Raw genomic sequence first — 16,111 nt, 5'->3', positions numbered from 1 at the left:
AGTAAAAGACAACAGTAAACAAGCACTATCAGGCCGTACATTGTTTTATCACTAAGCATATGCGAAGCTTTTGATGGGATGATATGTCAAGATAAGCATTTTAGCGGTTACTTCCATCAATTCACCGACTGCCTTTGTCAGAAACGGCTCCGGCATTTGCGGATCTAATACTTTCCAAATCAGCTTCATCAGGAACTTCCACAGGCATACGAACCCGGAATAGCGTACCTCTGCCGGGCTCGCTTTCAACTTCCAATGTTGCGTGCAGCATATTGCATAAATGCTTCACGATCTGCAAACCAATGCCCTCGCCCCGGGGCGTAGCCTCCGACGATGTCTCCAATTCACTGCTCGCAGGTATCTCCGGGATGTTGACAGGCTGCACATCGTCGGGCTCAGTAAGGTGCCGGCCCAATACCGACGTCGGTTCTACGGTAGGCTTCAATTGATCGAACAGCACATTCGATGCCGGGCCCCTGAGACCGGGGCCTGAGTCCTGGATGCTCATGACCCATTGATTATTCCCCTGAAACGCCCAGGATACGGATACCATGCCCTTCCGTTCCGGACCTAAGCTACTGTATGACAAAGCATTTATCAGCAAATTTTGGGCAATACGTTCCAGTTTAATGCGATCGGTCTGCACGTTCAGGGAAGCGGGCCCGTCGGCTTTCAGTATGATGTTGCGTGTTTGCGCCATGCCCTGCGCGCCACTGACGAGCCTGTTCAGGATATTACTCGCATCCACGTCAGTTATCTGCAATTGCTCCTGACCGGATTCCAGCCGCGACAGGTCCAGCAGTTCGTTCAGCATCGTCTGCACATTCCCCAGGTTGCGGGTCAGCATTTGCAGATACTTGTTTCGGTCGCTTTCGGAAAGATGATCCAGTTGCAACAAATGCGCGGCCGAAGATGCAACACCCAGGCTTCCGCGCAGGTCGTGCGACGATTTTCTGAGGATGTCGCCTCTTTCTCGGGCCAGTTCGTTCATTGATTCAACGGTACTTTTCAGCGCATTCAGCCGTCCGGTCGCATATAGTCTCTGCAATTCGTCGTACTTCTGCACGCTACCCGTGAATGTTTCCTGAAGAACTGCGGTGATTTCCCGATAAACAATCAAAATCAGCGACTTATCTGTCTCGGGAAACAGCTCCTGGTAGTCTTCGAGTTCGCGGTACAGAACGGCCGAAAGGTGGTTCAATTCCCGCATGGTTTCTACCAGTTCCATGGCTTTATGCCAACGATGCAACCCGTGTCCTGCCGCTGCATTCGAAAGATCTTCCCCTTCGGGCTGGCCGAGCAAGCGCTGTTCGAGGATATCCAAAATAACCGGCATGAGGTTGTTGAATTCCTGGCGTGTGAGCGCAAACACACTCGTCAGGGCTTTGTCATTTTCGCATGCCACCCGCCAGTTGTTGAGTATGGCTTCGCGTCTGCTAAACAGGTATTCTGCAACAGGCTTTAACGCCTTTGGATTGGTCTTTTGCATTATATGCTCTGTTAAGAGTTTTGCATTGTTTTAATTTTCAATGCAAAAGACATGCCTGTGCGTGTTCGAAGGTATTTTTGTGCAAAGCTAATAGATTTAGCCGACCGGATTAGTCATATAAACTTTCCGGCCGGCTTACTCCTTACTATTCAGGCAAAAGCACCGTATCGATCACATGGATCACGCCGTTGGATTGAAATACATCCGGGATGGTGACCGTAGCCATGCCGCCCTTCGCGTCGGTCAACATGATTTTTTTGCCTTTCTGCATGGCCGTCAGGGTACCGCCGGCCACGGTGGTCAGTTTTGCCTTGCCGCCGCCGTCTTTAATCGCCTTCATCAGGTCCTGCGCGCTCATATTGCCGGCCACGACGTGGTAGGTGAGAATGCCGGTGAGTGTGGCCTTGTTTTCAGGCTTCACGAGCGTTTCCACGGTGCCCTTCGGGAGTTTGTCAAATGCGCTGTTTGTAGGCGCAAATACGGTGAACGGCCCGGCGCCGGACAGCGTTTCGACCAGTCCGGCAGCTTTCACGGCCGCCACAAGTGTGGTGTGATCTTTTGAATTGACTGCGTTTTCGATGATGTTTTTCGATGGATACATCGGCGCTCCGCCCACAGTAACGGATTTTTCCTGTGCGAACGAAAGGTTGCCTATCGCCATGAGTGCGATAATGGCGAGCAAACAATTTAACTTTTTCATAGTGTAGTCGGCTTGAAACGTGAATAATAGTGTGCGATCGATCAACACGACCAATCTACGCCGGCAGCAATGCGGTTGGATCATATGCCGGCCGGATTTTGAAATAAAAAATAAATATGTGTTTCCCGTAATCTTAAGTTGCTCAACCTGCGTATGTCTGCTCGAAACTCATTCAAAATGAAGAGGAATGCTCATTAACCTTTACTTACTAAGATGATGCACACAAACACCAAGTACAGATCCCGGAATGCAGACGATGACGGAGCATCGTTGGTCAACAGACGCCTGTTTTTAACCTCAGCCGGGTTGACTACCGCGTTTGGAACGCTTTTAATTGTGTCAGGCTGTACCACCGAAGATCACCCGATCCCGAATTCCGACGTGGTGGACCTGGGAGACGGAGATTTCGGCGTATTGAATTATGCCTATGCGCTGGAACAGTTGGAAGCCGCGTTTTATGCCAAGGTAATTGATTCTCCATATACAGGTATTACCGATACCGAGAGAGCCATTCTCACAGACATCCGCGATCACGAGATCGTGCACCGTGAGTTCTTCAAAGCAGCTCTGGGCAACAAGGCGATCAAAGGGCTGACCCCTAACTTCGATGCCATCGACTTTTCGAGCAAAGCCTCGGTACTTGCCGCAGCGAAATTGTTTGAAGATACGGGCGTGGCCGCCTACAACGGTGCCGGAAGGCTGATCAAGAATGCCGAATACCTGCTTCTGGCCGGCAAAATCGTTTCCGTGGAAGCACGCCATGCCGCGGTAATCCGCGATCTGATCAATCCGAAGTCAGCCGATTTCGCTGGTGACGACATCATCGATATGAATGGAATGGATAAGGCCACTCCGCCTGCCGACATTCTTTCCGCCGTTAAGGGCTTCGTGAGGGACACGATCAATGGTGCGCACATAGGCCAGTAATCATTCACACTAACCGGATCAGACATAATGGATATTTTCAATATAATAGACAAGTTTCAGCAAATTGATGGCGACGCCGCAGGCAGGCTCGAATACGCCTCCCGCCGTCACTTTATGAACAAAATCGGGACAAAACTGGCCTCTGCCGCTATCCCGACCGCATTTGCCGCCATCGTCAACAAGGCGTTTGCACAGTCGCCCGCGGCTATCGATGTGCTTAATTACGCATTGAAGCTGGAATACCTCGAAGATGAGTTCTACAAAGCAGGCATTGCAGCCGCAAACCTGATACCCGCTTCCGACAAAACCATTTTCGTGCAGATCGGCAAGCATGAGTCGCAGCACGTGGCGTTCCTTGTGAAAGCGCTGGGCGCAAAAGCGGAAAAGATGCCGACTTTTGATTTCACCTACGGCGGAGCTTTCGGTGATGTGTTCACCAACTACAAAACCTTCGTAACCGTTTCGAGCGCGCTGGAAGATACGGGCGTTCGTGCATACAAGGGCCAGGCCGGCGTGCTGATCCCCGATCCGCAGATTCTCGAATATGCATTGCAGGTGCATTCGGTAGAAGCCCGTCACGCGGCTGTGGCCCGGAGGCTGGCCGCTGCATTGCTGGGCACTCCAACGATGAAAGGCTGGATCACCGGCAAAGAAGGCGCGGTACCGGCTATTTATGCGGGTGAAGACAACATGACCCAGGGTGGCGTTAACATCCAGGGCCTGGCTTCCAAGTCCGATGCAGCCATTACCGAAGCGTTCGACGAACCTTTGACCAAAGAGGCCGTCCTCGCCATCGCCGGTCCATTCATTACGGGTTGAGTGAGTTATTGAGTGATGCCTTTCGCTTGCAGATATTCCGCTGCATGCGGGAAGGTTGAATGTAGTTTAAAATCCGTCGTCATAGCGTCGACGGATTTTTTTGTGTTTGAAAAACTAAACCCCGCTGACCTCACCACCCGGAGTGCTCTTTCCGAATGCAATGCTGATTAACACACCGAACAAAATGAGGCAGATGCCCGTGATGAGCTGGCCGGTCAGCGGCTCGGCAAAGAGCGTCACGCTGATCGCGACGGCTACCACAGCCCCTCGCTCCTATTCGCTACGTAATGACTTCACGGGGTTTGCCAGCGCCGCTTTCACGCTCTGCACACTCACCGTGAGCAGGGCTACCACCACCGTTGCCAGCAATGCACAAATGAATATGACAGGGTTGAGCGCGATCTTGTATTCAAAATCCGTCAACCAGCCATTCATCACCCACCAGCCCGCCGGGGCCGCAAACAGGAAGGCAATGCCGACCAGTTGCATATACTCATTGGTAAACAGCAAAAGAATGCTGCTCACGCTCGCGCCCAGCACCTTCCGAACGCCCACCTCCCTGGTGCGCTGCGCCACCATAAACAGCACGAGCCCGTACAATCCCATGCAGCCGATCAGCAATGCAACGCCCGCGAAGAAATTGATCAGCCGGCCCATCGTCTGCTCCTGCTGGTAGGATTGCCGGATCTGGTCATCCACAAATTCAGGATCGAAAAAGCTGTCGGTATATACCTGGTTGTAGGCCTTTTCCAATTGCTTTACCGCGCGGCTGTAATTGACCGACCGCAGCTGGATGTTGGCCGAATAGTAGCCGCCCGCAAACGTGCTCATAAACAAGGGCGCAATACCCTGGCGAAGATCCGATTGGTTATAATCTTTCACTACGCCCACTATTTCCAGCGGCGTGCCCGATCTATGCAAAATCTTGCCCACGACCTCCTCCGGCTGGCGGAAACCGAGCCGGCGCATGAATGTTTCGTTGATTACCGCCTCGCGCAACGTATCTGAGCGTTGCAGGTTCCGCCCCGCGACCAGTTTGAGGCCGTACAAATCCAGATAGTCGGCATCTACCCACACCTGCTGCGGCGTGTAAGGCTCTTCGTCCGGCCGGCGATCGAAGCGGACGTTCGTCTGGCTCGTCCAGCCCGATTGCGGCGGCCCGCCCATCGAATAGCTCACCTTGCTCACATCCGGAATAGCCGTCGCCAGGTTTCGGAACGCGTTCATTTTAGCCCGGTCCTGGGAAGGCAGGTTCGGCAGGTCGATCGTCAGAATGGATTCTTTTTGAAAGCCCAGATCTTTCGTTTGTACAAAATCTAGCTGCCTCGCCACGACTATCAGTCCGATGATCAGCATTTGGGAAATGGCAAACTGGGTGACCACCAGCCCGCGCCTGAGCGAAAAGCCGCCCTTTTGCCGCGTGGTAACCCGCCCCGCCAGCGCTACCACCGGACGGAAGCCCGCCACAATCAATGCCGGATACAAGCCCGCCAGCAAAATAACCGTCGCCACCAGGAGCGCCAGCCAGCCCAACACCGACGGTGCAAAGTAAAAACGGAACCGGAAAGCGCCGTGCAGATAGGTGTGCGCCAGCTCCTGTCCATAATGGAATATGCCAATGGCAACCGCCAGGGCCGCTACCACAATGAGGGTAGTTTCGCCCATAAACTGCCAGAAAAGCTGCTTTTTGGTACTGCCCAACACCTTCCTCACGCCCACCTCGCGCGCACGGCCAAGCGCCTGCGCCGTCGCCAGGTTCACGAAGTTGATACTCGCTGTGGCTATCAGCAAGATGCCAATGAAGATCATCGACGTCAGCAGCGCCGGGCTCACACCTCCAAACTCGGGAGAAAGGTGCATTTCACCGAATGCGACTGCCGGATAGGACACTGCTTTTGCTTTCTGAGGATTGTATTTTTTGACGAACGCCGGCACGTGCCTGTGCCAGTCGGCGACGGTGAAACGATCGCTGAACAGCGCGAAACAGTGCGTGCTGCCGTTGGTGTTGTAAAACGGCTCGTTTTCCGGGCGAATATGGAGTTGCTGCCTGATGGTTTGCCACGAAGGCATGATCGAGTAAGCCAGGTCGGTGTCCTCGCGGTAATCCGCAAACACGCCCACCACGCGTGCCGGAACACGGGCATCGAGCTTCACCACCCGCCCGACGGCATTTTGGGTCGTACCAAAGCATTTCTTCGCCATTTCAGCACTCATCACCACAGTTCCCGGCTGGCTGAGTTCTTTCGGTCCGCCTTCAATCCAGGTGTAGTCGAATATGTCAAAATACGCCGGCTCGACGAACGCCCCTTCACTGCTTTTGTCCTTGATCTTCTTATCCGCCTGGTTGGGGACGGGTACCGATATGAGCGGTGCGTACCATTCATCGAGCATGGCCACGTGCGCTATGCCCGGATGATCGTTGCGTACCGCCTGGCCGAGCGCATACGGAACGCCCTGGATGTTGAACTCGTTCGCACCCGATTTGAACTGCGAGGTGAACTGATAGATCCTGTCATAATTCCGGTGATGCCGGTCGGTCTGATAATGGAAGCGGACGAGTGCAAAAATCAGCAGGGCGCAACCCATTCCGAGGGCAAGGCCGGTGATATTAATGAATGCATATGCGCGATTTTTGCGTAAGGTACGCCAGGCGATCTTGAAATAGTTTTGGAGCATTGTGAGTAGTGTTCAGGCGGGCGAATAATGCTTTTTTAACCAACGAACCCAATTATTATACCACAAAGCATTACCGGCATTACGCACTCCCAGCGATACCTGCAAGGACATAACTGTACGAAATCGGACAATGGATGTCCGCTAATGTCGCTAATGGGTTACATTCGGTTTGCCACCATCTTCTGCCATAAATTCCGGCACAAAAACCAACTGATCACCAGGCCGTAAGCGATTAATTTTCCGGGCAATAAAAGAAGCTGGAAAAGAAGCAGTGCCCGGTTGAAATCATCCGATATTCTGAATGGATTGTCGATCAATCCGCCTGCCCAGCCGATATTCGAACGGTCGGGCATGGGGTTAAGGAAATGGCTTGCAATTACGTAAGCGGCGAAAAGGCACAGCCGCACCACCCAGGTACCTCCATCGCGGGGCCGGCTTTGGAAAATCAGATACAATACAAATCCCGCCAGGAGCAACCCGATGAAAGCCGTTACATAAATCACCCATTTCCGGGGTGGCGGGCCGTCGCCATCCGGTTCGTCATTTTTCGTTCCCATTTTCCCGACAGGACCGGGATTCCTGGATTCGAAAATCCATTCAAACAAGCTCATCTTCGGGCAGTTTACACTAGTCCTGTACAATCAAACCGATCTTTTCGGGATGGTCCTGCACGAGGGTGTCGCTGCTCAGCCCTTTCATGAGCCAGAGGATCAGGACGTCTCCGCCGGCACAGATGATAAACATAATGCCGAACGCTACCAGGCCTCCCATGCCGGTTGCCAGTCCTGCGATGTAGGGAATAATGCCTAAAACAATGAGCGGCATGATCACCACAACCCGGAATTTTCCGGCAGGAATGGCCACTTTGCTATGGAAATAAGGCGTGAGTGATTTCCATTGGAAACCAAAACGTGCCTGCTGCGTGGGAATGCCGGCATAAAGAATGGCCGTGAGGCCGTGGATCAGCTCATGCACCGTAATGCCGGCGAAAAAAACGAGCGCAACGAGCGCCCAATCCTGCCAATGAAGATCTTCAAACCGGAATATCGGCTTTCCGTAAAGTAATTGGAAGGGGTATGACAGGACGAGAAATAAAACTACTGCACCGATGATGCCATAAAGCTGGACTTTCATAGCAGGGACAGTGAATTCTTGGCGGTTAGGTGGCGGGGTCGTCACGTTGGATCTGGACTTTGGTTTCACACGTCAGAAACACAATGTAACTTTAAATATACTCGAAAACAAGCTCCTTTAACTGCCTGCTGGCACAAAAATCGCCGGCACTGTACCACCGGCCCGTTACCTGGCGTCCATGTTTTTGCGGCCGAAGTTCCAGCTAAGCCCCGCGCCCAATGCAAGCAGCTGGATATTTCTGTTGAAACTGGTGTTTGTCGTCTCCGGTGTGAGCTTCCCGATCCGGTTCATTTCGTAGCCTGCCACGAAATAGGGACTGAATGATTTGCCGGGCAAAAATATGAGTTTGGCCGAAGCTCTCCCCGCGATCCCGTCCGCGCGTTCATTCAATGTCGAGCCATAAATGACGGGTCCGGTGAATCTCAGATTGGTATAACCAATTCCAATTTGTGGCTGCAATGCAATATGCTTCAAATTAATCGTATAACCGATTTTAGCTTTGGGACTGATGGTATTGAGTGATAAATCCAGCGGTTCGTATTGAAAGAAAGCGGCATTGAATAGCAATCCAAAATCCCAGTTCGCTACCCGATAAACCGTGTAGTCAATTCCAACGTCAATGATCCCTTTATAACCCTCGCCGCCTCCATAGGGTTTGTTAATAAAATTGTTTCCGACCGGCATCGGGTAGCTCACACTAACGGATAAACCGGAGCCATTGAATTGGGAAAATGCATGCTGACTAATCAGAAACAGAACGGCGAAGGCGAAGCATTTTTTCATAGTTTTCCAAGGAAATTGGTTGTCAAATGCATAACGTTTATCCTATTTCATTGTTATGGCACGCCTGGCGCCTGTAAGCATTAAAATATTTATCACCAACACCCCCGGTAGGTGCCTGCGTGTTGCCGCTTTATATGTACCGATGCCGGAAACGGCACTTTCATACCGCCCATTGCCCGCTTAATTTGACCAACACTAACTCAAATCTCATTTTAATGTCCAGATTTCTATTCGCCAGGTCGATTATCTTTTTTCTCCTCATCCTATTCGCTCACTCACCGGCAATTCAGGCACAATCGGCGGACAAATATTACCTGATCAAAGCAGGGAAAATGTATGATTCCGAAAAGAATGTATTTCTAAAAGACAAACAAATACTGATTAAGGGAAATGTGATCCAAAAAGTGGGCGACAAACTGGATGTTCCGCAAGGTGCAACCGTACTCGACTACGGAAATGCGACCGTAACACCCGGCCTGATCGATGCCCACACACACCTGTTGTTCCGGCAGGGGCCGACTGATAATCTTGCATACGACGGTATCATGAATTCGCCGGAAACGAGGGTATTGAGGGCAGTTGGTTATGCCAAAAGCTATCTGAATGCAGGCTTCACCGCCATCCGCGACCTCGGCAATTCGGAACAGTACCTAGACCTTGAAGTACGCAACGCCATCGAGCGCGGCGATTTTCCGGGACCAAGGATGATGATCTCCGGTCCGATCATCAGCGCGATGGACGGCCAGCTATATGGCATTCCGGTGAAGGAGTTCGACAAGTATTCTAGCAAGGAATACTCGATGGTCAGCGGCGTGGAAGAGGCTCGGAAGGCCGTGAAAGAGCACATTGCGCGCGGCGTGGACGTGATCAAAATCACCGTGTTCGGCAACCGGCTCGTGCTGACGCCGGAGGAGCTGAAAGCAATCGTGCAGGCTGCCCACAGCGAAAGGGTGAAAGTAACCGCGCATTGCGACCGCGACTGGGCGGTGCATGCGGCCATTGAAGCGGGTGTAGACGGCCTGGAACATGGCTACGGCTTCCGGCAATCGACCCTCGACACGATGGCCAAACGGGGAATATACCTCGTTCCGACGGACGGTTCGGTCGATTTACGCATTCACTATCTGAAATCCCAGAATATCAAATACGACGAGGCGGAAATCAAACAAAACTTTAAGCCTTTGCAAAACCGGATTATGGCCGCTCACAAAGCCGGTGTGCGGATCGTGGCCGGTTCGGATGCCTACACGGATCTGAGTTTACCGAGAGGCGAAACGGCAAAACACACGATTTCAGGCTTTTTCGATGCCGGCTTGCCGGCCGCCGACGTGCTGAAAACGGCCACCTCCAATGCGGCGGTGGCGCTGGGCATGGAAAATCAGATTGGCGTGATCAAGGAAAATGCCGCAGCAGACCTCGCCGTTTTTGAAGGGGATATGCAAAAGGATTTCAAAAAGTCACTTTTCGACGTCAAAATGGTCATGAAAAACGGCGTCGTGGAGTATCAGAAATAGCACACAGACGCCGGTCAGGCTGCATTACCTGTTTTGAAAACCGTGCACGGCGATTTTTTCCTTTTCCGATCCGTGCCGGACAAATAAAGTGCCCTTGTACTCGATCGTTTGGTCGTCCATTGCCCGCGCTTCCTTAATCGCCAGAGTAATGTTATAGTCGTTTGCGGAGAAATACATGTCGAATCCTTTGGCCGTTTTGACGGTCATGGTGTGGCTGAGCGCGATGTTCCTGTCGCCTTTTACATAAATCGCTTTTTTTAACAGATCTGCTGAAAAAATAAACTGATTTTGCGATAAGGGCACATCCCGCAGGGCAAAAAAATACCCATTATCGCCCTTGGAATAGGACGTATTGACAACCGGCACAGCCATGCGCTGAACCTGTGCCATGCCCGCAAATGGCGCAGCAAGGCAAATAAGCGAGAACAGGAGGTAGTGAGCTTTCATAAATTATCATCGGTTAGCTGAATCCGGATGAATTACTCAAAAACCGTACCGGGATTGATCCGAAAGTGAAACTTCACTGCGATACAGGCAAAGTAACGTCTACATTATCAAACCATAAGAACACATTCAAAATGAGAAAGTTAGTTTTATTTGCACATATCTCGCTGGATGGTTTCGCGGGAGATACTCAGGGTGGCCTCGGTTTCTTATCCTACAATGAAGAACTTCAACAGTTCGCGGAAGAGCTCGTATCCACCGTGGGCGCGCCAGTGTACGGCAGAAACACCTATCATTTGATGGAAGGCTATTGGCCCACCGTACTGAATAATCCGGAAGCAAATGAACATGCCCTGAAACATGCGAGATGGGTGCACGAAATTCCCAAATTCGTTTTCTCAACCACATTGCCCAGCGCCGACTGGAATAACACAACGCTCATCAAAGACAACGTAGCCGAAGAGATAAGTAAACTCAAACAGCAGCCAGGCAAAGACCTCGTGATCTTTGGCAGCCCCGGCCTTGCTAAAAGTCTGATGAACCTCGGCCTGATCGACGAATATAAACTGACGCTTCATCCGATTATTTTAGGAAAAGGCATCAGTCTCTTCGATAGTAATACCGAAATGAGCAAACTGAAATTGGTTGAATCGAAAACGCTGGGATCGGGCGTGGTGACGCTGCACTATACGGCCCGGTAGGCTCGCCCGAAGCCTCCAAATGCCGACCCGCGCTCGCCCGTGAGTGAACAGGTTATTGTTCAAAAACGAACAATAGCGCACAAGAAATTTGCATTTGCAGCCAATCTGCGCAATGGCACCATATTTGTCCCGAATGGTGACAACGATAGCGGTTATATGTTTAAAACGGAAGGTCTGAACTCGCGATATGATCAAAAACTACTTTAAGATTGCTTTCAGAGGTTTTCGGAGAAACAAAGTTTACACGTTGATAAACGTATCGGGCCTGGCGATTTCGCTGGCTGCCTCCCTGCTCATTGCCTTGTGGGTGTGGGATGAATGGAACTTCAATAAAAGCAATGAAAACTACACGCGTGTAGCGGGTGTGATGTCGCATATTGCGCAAAACGGGCAGGTTGTGAGCTCGCCGAATATGCCTTTTCCACTAGCCGCCGAGCTCCGCGAGAATTTCCGGGCTGACTTCGAACATGTAGCCATATCCTGGAACACCGAGGATTACACCCTGACTGCGAACGGGAACAAGTTCCGGAAAAAAGGTCGGTTTATGGAGCCCGACGGTGCCCAAATACTGCCCCTCGAAATGGTAAGCGGCGCCGCCAGCCTTGCCAGCCCTTCTCAGCTATTACTGTCGGAATCCGCCGCGACGTCGATCTTCGGCACGCGCGAGCCAATCGGGCAATTGGTAAAAATAGATCAGGAACTGGAAGCAATGGTAGCCGGAGTTTACCGCGACTTCCCTCCCAACTCGGATTACTACAACCTGTCGTTCATCGCGCCCTGGAAAATGTTCACCGCTGCGCGCAGGAGGCAGTGGGTCAATGAGGTAAAAGATAACTGGAACATCAGCACATTTGAAATACTGGTTCAAACCCGCGAAAGCAGCAATCCCGAAGCGGCTTCGGAAAAAATTAAGCACTTATTACAGAACCACTTAAAAGCCGGCGCCAGCACAACTGGCCCGTCGGCGCTTATTTCCCTGCACCCCATGTCGCGCTGGCATTTGTATGCTTCGTGGGAAAATGGCGTGGATACCGGCGGTGATATTTATTATGTGAAACTGTTCATGGCAATCGCGGTTTTTATCGTGCTCCTGGCCTGTATCAATTTCATGAACCTCACCACCGCCCGCTCCGAGCAGCGCGCCCGGGAAATCGGCGTTCGAAAAGTGGTGGGTTCCAAGCGGGCCCAGCTCATCGGGCAATTCATGTTTGAGTCCTTCGTCGTGGTAGGGACATCGCTGCTGATCGCGCTGTTGCTCGTCCAACTGGCATTGCCGGAATTCAATGCGGTCACCAAGAAACATATCACCTTCATCTCGCCGGACGATCTGGCATTCAACCCTTATGTCGTAGCGCTCGGTATCGGGTTTTGTTTGCTCGTAAGCTTCGTGGCCGGTAGTTACCCGGCGCTTTACCTTTCTTCCATCAAGCCGGTGAGCATATTGAAATCCGGCGCAGGGGGCAGGCTGTCATCCCGACCGAGAAAGGCATTGGTGGTACTGCAATTTACCATCTCAATTTCCCTCATTATCGCCGCTGCCGGGGTTTTTCGGCAAATGCAATTCGGGCAAAGCCGTCAAACCGGGTACGACAAACGCGGCCTCGTATATGTAAAAATCCCGCCGGGCACCGCGCGGCTCGATGCATTGAAGAACGATTTGCTGCATTCCGGCATCGCGTCGTCGGTGGCGCAATCGTCCGGACCCGTCACGGATATGCTCTCAAATGCACGGGGCTTTTCCTGGCCCGGCAAGTCACCCGGACAGCGCGAGGAATTCGCCGTCATCGCCGCGTCGCACAGTTATGGAAAGACGGTCGGCTGGCAGGTGGTTCAGGGAAGGGATTTTTCGGAGGAGTTCATTTCAGACTCATCGGCGATCATCATCAACCAATCGGCGGCCAAATACATGGGCCTGGACCAGCCGGTGGGTAAAACCGTTCGCTGGAAAGACGGGACGTTCAACGATTCGGAATACCACATCGTGGGTGTGGTGCGGGATATGGTCATGCAATCCCCTTACGAGCCGGTTAAGCAAGCCATTTATTTCATGACCTACGCGCCTAATTATTTGTATATCAAAGTAAAAGATGATGTCAAAACAAGCAGCGTTCTCCCGAAACTCAACCTACTGTTCGACAAGCATTTACCCGGAAACATCTTCGACTTCCAGTTCGCCGACCAGCAATATGGTTTGAAATTCGAAACGGAGGACCGTACGGGCAAACTAACGCTCCTATTCGCCGCCGTGGCCATTTTCACGTCCTGCCTGGGGCTATTCGGCCTGGCCGCATTCACCGCCGAACAACGGCGAAGCGAAATCGGCATTCGAAAAGTGCTCGGCGCCTCCGTAACCAGCGTCTGGCAGCTCATCGCCCGCGATTTCGTGTACCTGACCATCTTCGCCATCGCGCTCGCAACGCCGGTAAGCTACTATTTCCTCACCGAAACGCTGGAAAAATACCACTACCGCTCCACCATTCCCTGGTGGCTTTTCGCAGGAGCCGGCGCCCTCGCGCTATCGCTCACGCTGCTTACGGTCAGCTACCAGGCTATCAAAGCCGCGCTGACGAATCCGGTGGAAGCGCTTCGTTCGGAGTAAAACTATAATCGCCCATCAGCAGGGGAAATGGATTGGTTGCCGTTGTTGCCTGATAATCCTGAAGAAAGAAATCACCGATGGCCGCGCAGCCGCTTTCCACCATATTTACATAGTTGGTCATCACGAAGCTGTCGCCCGTTGCCTCTTCCATCAAAAATTCGGGACCGGTTGCTATGTAGGCTAGTACCCTGAATGTGCCCTTTTCAAGTTGCTGGTATGGCTCAATGTCCGCCGTGACGTCCAATCGGCTATAATTACGCTCACGCAGGTCGAGGTATTTCAGCTGCTCTTCCGACACCTCAAAAATAACGCCGTTCACCCAGCTTTCCGGTCGGCTCCGGATGTTGAGAAACATGCCGGTAATCTCCTTTTTGAGATTATCCGAAAAAATCGGCGCTTTGAGATTCCAAATCCTGGTGAAACCGCGCAGCTTGACAGCAATAATATCTTCTTCAACCATTTCCTGTTGCATGGTCCTCGACAGGCTACTCAGGTTTATCAGTGAACCGTAACCGAATATAAAAGTCTTCATGCTAAGTAATGTTGGAAATGGTTTCAATATCAGTCGAGAATTCCATCCGGATCACCTCACCCTCTCTCATGTCCTTCCGTTCGATCCAATATAAGCCCGGAACGACGGTCTTGATATCTCCTACTTCTCTGGATACCAACTTACCACTTTCCTCATGATAACTGAAAAATCCCCGGGGCTGGCCGGAAATGTGCAAATGATAATCCTTAACAGATGTAAAGTCAACGACTAGCCGGACAGTCTGCGCGTTTTTATCTGCTTTCGCCGCCGCGTCCTTATTGCCGTCCTGAAATCCATTGTAATAATGGGAGGATGTTACAAACACGTTGGACGGACCACCGATGAGAGGCTGCAATATCTGCGGGTTCTCTTCTATTGTTTTGTCAGTGTCGCGCAGGCTCATGATAAAAGGAATCAATGAATTTACCTCCACGGCAGTGCCTCTTGTGCTGTCATAGCTTCTGAACCTGGTTACCAGTTTGTTGAATTTTGACACCCGGAAAGTCAGGTACTCGTCGTACACATCAATGGTAGTATTCAGCCGTTTCACAAATTTGCGGTACAGGGGCCCGGCCGAAACTGTTTTGTCCGATAGGTGGAGAAATTTGTAGTAGATCAGCTTCTCAACTATTTCAACGTCCGAACTGTAATCCATTGCGGTTTGAAATAACCGATCTGATCTGACCCACCCCGGACGCGGGGTCGACGTGAATGCATTGGTGAGTGAGTTAAGCACGGATACCCCGAGTTCGCCCACGTCTTGCCAGGTTTCATGATAGTAGCCGTTATTACGCACCTTTTCGATAAAGGCCTTTAACATTTTCCGCTTCTTTTCATTTCGCTCCCGCTTTTCCGGCGGTAGCTTATCGATATCTTGCCTGAAAAAAGTGTAAATGGGAATACCTTGTTTGTAGGCATATTCATACTCCCTTTGCGTGTAGCTGATTTCCCTTTGGTCATCCGGATCGAAAGGCGGCGAAATGCTTCCATACCTGCCTCCGATGATCAAAACATAATAGTCGCAGTCATCAATCATTTCTTTGATCATCTCCCATTGCTGTACCGGCCCTGCCGGGAAAGTTTCCATTCCAACCGCAATGTGATTGTGCTTTTTGATGACATTGGCAATATTTTTTCTTTCCTCTTGCAGATCCAGATAAGTAGAACTTATAAAGATCTGGAATTTCTTGTTCATGGAACGTCAAATGGATAGGTGATGAGGGCTTTGATAATCACATCAAAGCCTTGTATCAACCTATACTACTGACTGTTACAAAAATATTTAGTGAATGTAAAGGGGTACACCCACAGCCTCGAAAGCACATCACTATACGTAAGCTTTCGGAGTAATTACCACCACAACTTTTCTTCCTTCATAAATCCGGTGGCGGTGAGCAGCTGCATGAGCATGCTGGTGACGAGCATGGCGCGCACTACGATGAATATTGCCCGGTAATCGGCCTGGGGTTCGAGAATAACTACGAAATAATAGAGGGAAATGTTGGTCGCGACCAGCAACACAAATAATAAAATCTTGCTCAGCATCTTCTTCCTGGTAATTGCGATACGAAGATAATAAAGAAGCGCCATTTCTTCCTATCACATCCGGCGCAAAACTGTTATTAACACAATGATAATCAAGACGACACCGGGCGTCCCCAGGTGAACGCAAAGTGTTCGTTAATGAACAAATTTGGTGATAGGTTATTTATTTAAATATTTGATTATAAATCACTTAAAAATCTGGCAGAGTATTTGGATTGCCTGAATGGCCAGTGGCTCGTTCCAAAACG

The 16,111-nt window shown here is 51.1% G+C and carries 16 protein-coding genes; 5 read left to right on the top strand and 11 right to left on the bottom strand.

Features of this window, described 5'->3' with window-relative positions:
* Nucleotides 1–121: 121 nt before the first annotated feature.
* Nucleotides 122–1,489 carry a sensor histidine kinase gene (locus DFER_RS27105; RefSeq protein WP_015814868.1) on the bottom strand — a complete coding sequence of 456 codons (1,368 nt, stop codon included), beginning with the start codon at nucleotides 1,487–1,489 and terminating at the stop codon, nucleotides 122–124.
* A 145-nt stretch (nucleotides 1,490–1,634) separates the two neighbouring features.
* Nucleotides 1,635–2,189, bottom strand: a complete 555-nt coding sequence (locus DFER_RS27100) for a fasciclin domain-containing protein (protein ID WP_015814867.1) — start codon at nucleotides 2,187–2,189, stop codon at nucleotides 1,635–1,637.
* Nucleotides 2,190–2,495: 306 nt separating this feature from the next.
* Between DFER_RS27100 and DFER_RS27095 the strand changes: the two genes are divergently transcribed.
* Together DFER_RS27095 and DFER_RS27090 are read left to right on the top strand one after the other, a co-directional pair.
* Complete coding sequence (locus tag DFER_RS27095; protein WP_310586750.1) at nucleotides 2,496–3,116, top strand: ferritin-like domain-containing protein; 621 nt, start codon at nucleotides 2,496–2,498, stop codon at nucleotides 3,114–3,116.
* A 27-nt stretch (nucleotides 3,117–3,143) separates the two neighbouring features.
* Nucleotides 3,144–3,935: a ferritin-like domain-containing protein gene (locus DFER_RS27090; protein ID WP_015814865.1), complete on the top strand. Its 792-nt coding sequence runs from the start codon at nucleotides 3,144–3,146 to the stop codon at nucleotides 3,933–3,935.
* Between the two features lie 114 nt (nucleotides 3,936–4,049).
* On the opposite strand, the gene DFER_RS30250 is transcribed toward DFER_RS27090, so the two are convergent.
* From DFER_RS30250 to DFER_RS27070, 5 genes are all read right to left on the bottom strand, one after another.
* Complete coding sequence (locus tag DFER_RS30250; RefSeq protein WP_187293411.1) at nucleotides 4,050–4,196, bottom strand: hypothetical protein; 147 nt, start codon at nucleotides 4,194–4,196, stop codon at nucleotides 4,050–4,052.
* 12 nt (nucleotides 4,197–4,208) lie between these two features.
* Entirely contained in the window at nucleotides 4,209–6,611 is a 2,403-nt protein-coding gene (locus tag DFER_RS27085) for an ABC transporter permease (RefSeq protein WP_015814864.1), read from the bottom strand.
* Between the two features lie 158 nt (nucleotides 6,612–6,769).
* Nucleotides 6,770–7,222 (bottom strand): hypothetical protein, encoded by a 453-nt coding sequence (locus tag DFER_RS27080; RefSeq protein ID WP_015814863.1) that lies wholly within the window; start codon nucleotides 7,220–7,222, stop codon nucleotides 6,770–6,772.
* Between the two features lie 16 nt (nucleotides 7,223–7,238).
* Complete coding sequence (locus DFER_RS27075; protein ID WP_015814862.1) at nucleotides 7,239–7,745, bottom strand: DUF3267 domain-containing protein; 507 nt, start codon at nucleotides 7,743–7,745, stop codon at nucleotides 7,239–7,241.
* A gap of 165 nt (nucleotides 7,746–7,910) precedes the next feature.
* Nucleotides 7,911–8,528 (bottom strand): hypothetical protein, encoded by a 618-nt coding sequence (locus DFER_RS27070; RefSeq protein WP_015814861.1) that lies wholly within the window; start codon nucleotides 8,526–8,528, stop codon nucleotides 7,911–7,913.
* 215 nt (nucleotides 8,529–8,743) lie between these two features.
* On the opposite strand from DFER_RS27070, the gene DFER_RS27065 reads away from it, so the two are divergent.
* Nucleotides 8,744–10,042 carry an amidohydrolase family protein gene (locus DFER_RS27065; RefSeq protein ID WP_015814860.1) on the top strand — a complete coding sequence of 433 codons (1,299 nt, stop codon included), beginning with the start codon at nucleotides 8,744–8,746 and terminating at the stop codon, nucleotides 10,040–10,042.
* Between the two features lie 24 nt (nucleotides 10,043–10,066).
* On the opposite strand, the gene DFER_RS27060 is transcribed toward DFER_RS27065, so the two are convergent.
* Nucleotides 10,067–10,489, bottom strand: a complete 423-nt coding sequence (locus DFER_RS27060) for a hypothetical protein (protein WP_015814859.1) — start codon at nucleotides 10,487–10,489, stop codon at nucleotides 10,067–10,069.
* Between the two features lie 131 nt (nucleotides 10,490–10,620).
* Here DFER_RS27060 and DFER_RS27055 point away from each other — a divergent pair, with 131 nt between their 5' ends.
* Entirely contained in the window at nucleotides 10,621–11,187 is a 567-nt protein-coding gene (locus DFER_RS27055) for a dihydrofolate reductase family protein (protein ID WP_015814858.1), read from the top strand.
* Nucleotides 11,188–11,434: 247 nt separating this feature from the next.
* Complete coding sequence (locus DFER_RS27050; RefSeq protein ID WP_187293410.1) at nucleotides 11,435–13,786, top strand: ABC transporter permease; 2,352 nt, start codon at nucleotides 11,435–11,437, stop codon at nucleotides 13,784–13,786.
* On the opposite strand, the gene DFER_RS27045 is transcribed toward DFER_RS27050, so the two are convergent.
* From DFER_RS27045 to DFER_RS27035, 3 genes are all read right to left on the bottom strand, one after another.
* A complete protein-coding gene (locus DFER_RS27045) occupies nucleotides 13,740–14,318 on the bottom strand; it encodes a gamma-glutamylcyclotransferase family protein (RefSeq protein ID WP_015814856.1) in 579 nt (192 codons plus the stop codon). The two genes, DFER_RS27050 and DFER_RS27045, sit on opposite strands and share 47 nt — an antisense overlap.
* A 1-nt stretch (nucleotide 14,319) precedes the next feature.
* Nucleotides 14,320–15,513: a DUF4062 domain-containing protein gene (locus DFER_RS29365; protein ID WP_015814855.1), complete on the bottom strand. Its 1,194-nt coding sequence runs from the start codon at nucleotides 15,511–15,513 to the stop codon at nucleotides 14,320–14,322.
* Between the two features lie 155 nt (nucleotides 15,514–15,668).
* Nucleotides 15,669–15,863, bottom strand: a complete 195-nt coding sequence (locus tag DFER_RS27035; RefSeq protein WP_143828823.1) for a hypothetical protein — start codon at nucleotides 15,861–15,863, stop codon at nucleotides 15,669–15,671.
* Between the last annotated feature and the right edge of the window lie 248 nt (nucleotides 15,864–16,111).

It is taken from the genome of Dyadobacter fermentans DSM 18053 (assembly GCF_000023125.1).
Taxonomy (GTDB): domain Bacteria; phylum Bacteroidota; class Bacteroidia; order Cytophagales; family Spirosomataceae; genus Dyadobacter; species Dyadobacter fermentans.
This window is presented reverse-complemented; position numbering and strand designations above follow the sequence as displayed.

Excerpts from the sequence above, each read along its gene's own strand:
- DFER_RS27105 (WP_015814868.1), bottom strand. The coding sequence starts at position 1,489 with ATGCAAAAGACCAATCCAAAGGCGTTAAAGCCTGTTGCAGAATACCTG.
- DFER_RS27100 (WP_015814867.1), bottom strand. The coding sequence starts at position 2,189 with ATGAAAAAGTTAAATTGTTTGCTCGCCATTATCGCACTCATGGCGATA.
- DFER_RS27090 (WP_015814865.1), top strand. The coding sequence starts at position 3,144 with ATGGATATTTTCAATATAATAGACAAGTTTCAGCAAATTGATGGCGAC.
- DFER_RS27085 (WP_015814864.1), bottom strand. The coding sequence starts at position 6,611 with ATGCTCCAAAACTATTTCAAGATCGCCTGGCGTACCTTACGCAAAAAT.
- DFER_RS27080 (WP_015814863.1), bottom strand. The coding sequence starts at position 7,222 with ATGAGCTTGTTTGAATGGATTTTCGAATCCAGGAATCCCGGTCCTGTC.
- DFER_RS27075 (WP_015814862.1), bottom strand. The coding sequence starts at position 7,745 with ATGAAAGTCCAGCTTTATGGCATCATCGGTGCAGTAGTTTTATTTCTC.
- DFER_RS27070 (WP_015814861.1), bottom strand. The coding sequence starts at position 8,528 with ATGAAAAAATGCTTCGCCTTCGCCGTTCTGTTTCTGATTAGTCAGCAT.
- DFER_RS27065 (WP_015814860.1), top strand. The coding sequence starts at position 8,744 with ATGTCCAGATTTCTATTCGCCAGGTCGATTATCTTTTTTCTCCTCATC.
- DFER_RS27060 (WP_015814859.1), bottom strand. The coding sequence starts at position 10,489 with ATGAAAGCTCACTACCTCCTGTTCTCGCTTATTTGCCTTGCTGCGCCA.
- DFER_RS27055 (WP_015814858.1), top strand. The coding sequence starts at position 10,621 with ATGAGAAAGTTAGTTTTATTTGCACATATCTCGCTGGATGGTTTCGCG.
- DFER_RS27045 (WP_015814856.1), bottom strand. The coding sequence starts at position 14,318 with ATGAAGACTTTTATATTCGGTTACGGTTCACTGATAAACCTGAGTAGC.
- DFER_RS29365 (WP_015814855.1), bottom strand. The coding sequence starts at position 15,513 with ATGAACAAGAAATTCCAGATCTTTATAAGTTCTACTTATCTGGATCTG.
- DFER_RS27035 (WP_143828823.1), bottom strand. The coding sequence starts at position 15,863 with ATGCTGAGCAAGATTTTATTATTTGTGTTGCTGGTCGCGACCAACATT.